Here is a 3,155-nt window from a genome sequence, read left to right as displayed (position 1 = left end):
ATCAAAGCCCAGTCGAGACGGTGCTCGATGGCGCCCCGGTTGAGCACGCCGGTCAGGCCGTCGCGCTCGGCGTGCGCCTTGGCGCTGTCGCGCTCACGGCGGACGGTCAGCATGCGGTGCGCCAGGCCCAGGCCCAGCGCCACCGCGGTGAATGCCAGCCACCAGGGAATGCCGTATTCCAGCCACGGCCCCGCGCGCTCGCCGGCGCTGAAGCGCAGGGCCCGCACCATGGTGAACGCGAGCAACGGCAACCACGACAGCAGCACGATGCTCGCATGGCGCTCGCCCCGCCACCATGCCACCAGCAGCGTGGCGAGCGTGACCAGGTTGGTCAGCAGGAACAGGGCATTGGCCACGTTCGGGAACCAGCGGTCGTCGGCCGGCCACGGCGACGCGAGCAGCACCAGCGTCAGCGTGCAGCCGTACACGCCGACCAGCCGCATCAGCCAGGCCAGCCGCGGTGCCGCGCGCCGCAGGTTGGCGTAGTCCTGCCACAGGTACACCATCAGGATGGTGGCGAGCGTACCGATGGTCCAGATGCCCTGCGCACCGAAATGGCGCAGCAGCGACRGGCCCGGCCAGGCATAGGCTTCGCCATACGAACACAACACGTACAGCAACTGCAGCAGCATGGCGCCGGCATAGAGCAGGTAGACGCGCTCGCGCAGCACCAGCCAGAACAGCAGCACCGCCAGCGCGACGCCCAGGGTCATGCCGACCGCCGGCAGCAGCAGGCGCACGTGCCAGAGATCGGCGGCGGCGTAGTCGGAGCGGGCCTCGACCGCCACCTGCATCGGATAACGCGCCCCCTCCACCGTCACCTCGACCGGACCTTCGCGCGCCAGCGGGAATACCAGCGCGCGCCGGCTGTACTCCGGATCGAGCCCGGGCTGGAAGAGGTCCTGCGTGCGGGGCGTCGCRTCGCCCGGTGCGCGCACCGTCACGCGCGCGTTGTAGGGGTGGTAGATCACCAGCAGCGGCTCGGCGATGCCGTCGCGCGGATATACGCGCCAGTGTCCGTTGCCGATCACGCGCACGGACGCATCGCCGCTGTCGAAGCGACGTTCCGAAAACAATCCGGCGCGCTGTCCGGCCTGCTGCTCCAGCGTGGATGGCTGGAGGCGATCGATGCGCGCGATGTTCTCCCCGTGCGCGCCCACCGGCAGCAGGGCGAGCAGCAGCAGTAACCACCCCTGCTGAGTCATGTTGCCCCTTCCCTACGTGCCGAGTGTCGGGCGGGGCCTGACCCGGGACAAGCCCATCTCGCGTGTTTATGTGACTTTGCTCACACTCTTTGTGCGTCGAGGGCCTCGCCATGAACCTGACGCGGGACCCGTTTTACCGCGCCCCTCACCTCACAAAAAGGTGACGCACCGCACACTTCATGCGTTTATCCGGCGACTTGCCCGCCGTTCTCCGCTAGTTTTCCGGAGATAAGTACAAATGCGACGATGCCGGGAGGGGCTAATGCGCATTGGGATAGTCGTCGATTCGGCGTGCGACCTGCCGCTGGAGTATCTGGAACAACACAACATCGTGATCCTGCCGATCACGGTGCGCATTGGCGAAGCCGTGCTCGCCGACCATCGCGACGAGCAGGCCACGCTGAGCTTCCTGCACGCGCACGTGGCCGAGCGCGGCCACGAAGCGGAGACCACGCCGTTCACCGTCAACCAGATCCGCGACCTGTTCCTGGGCCGGCTGGTGATCGACTACGACCACGTCTTCTGCATGACGATCACCAAGACACGGTCGCCGATCCACGAGAACGCGATGCAGGCCAGTTTCGCCATCCTCAACGACTACAAGCCGGTGCGGCAGGCCGCGGGCCACAATTCGCCGTTCGCGCTGCGCGTGATCGACACCCAGAACCTGTTCGCCGCCCAGGGCATCACCGCCGTCGAAGCCGTGCGCATGCGCGACGCCGGCGCCAGCGTGCAGCAGATCCGCGTGCGCCTGGAGGAACTGGCCAACCACACGCACGGTTACATGATCCCGCGCGACCTGTACTACCTGCGCAACCGCGCGCGCACCAAGGGCGACCGCAGCGTGGGCCTGCTCAGCGCGGCGCTGGGCAGCGCGCTGGACATCAAGCCGGTGCTGTACGGCCATGCCGGCAACACCGAGCCGGTCGCCAAGATCAAGGGCTTCGAGAATGCGGTCGAACAGATGTTCAAGTTCACCGGCAACCGCGTCATGGCCGGCCTGATGACGCCCACCGTATGCCTGAGCTACGGCGGCGAGCTGTCCGAACTGCGCGCGCTGCCGGGCTACCAGCGCCTGCGCGACATCTGCGAGAACAACAAGGTCGAGGTGTTCGAGAGCGTCATGAGCCTCACCGGCATGGTCAACGTGGGCAAGGGCGCCGTCGTCGCCGCCTTCGCCGCGCCGCCGGCGCCGTTCAAGGTCGCGTAACGGCCGGCTAACGCGCCGTGGATAACGCTATGCCCCAGGTTTCTACCGGGGGTGCCATGGCCGTTCGTTACTACATCAGCCTGCCCGATCCCGGCCGCGCACGCGGCGGCGATCCGGCTTTCAGTTTCGATGCGCACGGTGCGGACGAATTCGCCGCGCAACTGCAGCACGCGCTGCGTACCAGCAGCCTGTTCGAGCGCTGGCGCGCGCGCCAGGAAGAGCCCGATGAAGTCGATCCCGGCCTGGGCGTGGTCGACGACGGCGCGACCGTCCGTGGCCAACAGGACGACCTGAGCATCCTGCTGGTCGCCACCTCGTCCATTCCCGGACAGGTGCTGAAGCACCGCCTGCGCCTGCTGGCGGGAAGCGCCTGGGAGTTGCGCGACGTATCCGCGGCCTGATGGCCGAACGCCTCCCGATACTGCTCGCCTGGAGTGGCGGCAAGGATGCAGCCTGGACCCTGCACGTCCTGCGCCAGCGCGATGACGTGGACGTCGTCGGGCTGCTGACCACGCTGACGGACCATGACCAGCGAGTCTCCATGCAAGGGATCCGTCGCACCGTCCTGCACGCGCAGGCGCGGGCGAGCGGCCTGCCGCTGATCGAAGCGATGATTCCCGCACGGTGCACGAACGAAGACTACGCGCGCGCGATGGCCGCTGCGCTGGCGGACGCTGCGCAACGCTGGCCCGGCCTGCGCACGATGGCGTTCGGCGACCTGTTCCTGGACGACATCCGCG

The 3,155-nt window shown here is 67.9% G+C and carries 4 protein-coding genes; 3 read left to right on the top strand and 1 reads right to left on the bottom strand.

Annotated elements, in window-relative coordinates; genetic code table 11:
• Positions 1–1,205: 7TM-DISM domain-containing protein (locus AC04L7_RS15285; RefSeq protein ID WP_475513329.1), on the bottom strand; the 1,205-nt coding region annotated here is incomplete at its 3' end.
• 262 nt (positions 1,206–1,467) lie between these two features.
• Here AC04L7_RS15285 and AC04L7_RS15280 point away from each other — a divergent pair.
• From AC04L7_RS15280 to AC04L7_RS15270, 3 genes are all read left to right on the top strand, one after another.
• Positions 1,468–2,415, top strand: a complete 948-nt coding sequence (locus AC04L7_RS15280; protein ID WP_296281400.1) for a DegV family protein — start codon at positions 1,468–1,470, stop codon at positions 2,413–2,415.
• 56 nt (positions 2,416–2,471) lie between these two features.
• Positions 2,472–2,816, top strand: coding sequence for a hypothetical protein (locus AC04L7_RS15275; protein WP_296281399.1), 345 nt, complete (start codon positions 2,472–2,474; stop codon positions 2,814–2,816).
• A partial coding sequence (locus AC04L7_RS15270; protein ID WP_475513328.1) for a Dph6-related ATP pyrophosphatase occupies positions 2,816–3,155 on the top strand: 340 nt, incomplete at its 3' end. The genes AC04L7_RS15275 and AC04L7_RS15270, both read left to right, overlap by 1 nt.

The organism is Pseudoxanthomonas sp. LjRoot204_2, from assembly GCF_056175765.1.
Note: the sequence above shows the minus strand (reverse complement) of the source record. Positions and strands in the feature narration are given on the sequence as shown.

What these genes read in the sequence shown, in the direction of transcription:
- AC04L7_RS15275 (WP_296281399.1), top strand. Translation starts at nt 2,472, where the DNA reads ATGGCCGTTCGTTACTACATCAGCCTGCCCGATCCCGGCCGCGCACGC.
- AC04L7_RS15280 (WP_296281400.1), top strand. Translation starts at nt 1,468, where the DNA reads ATGCGCATTGGGATAGTCGTCGATTCGGCGTGCGACCTGCCGCTGGAG.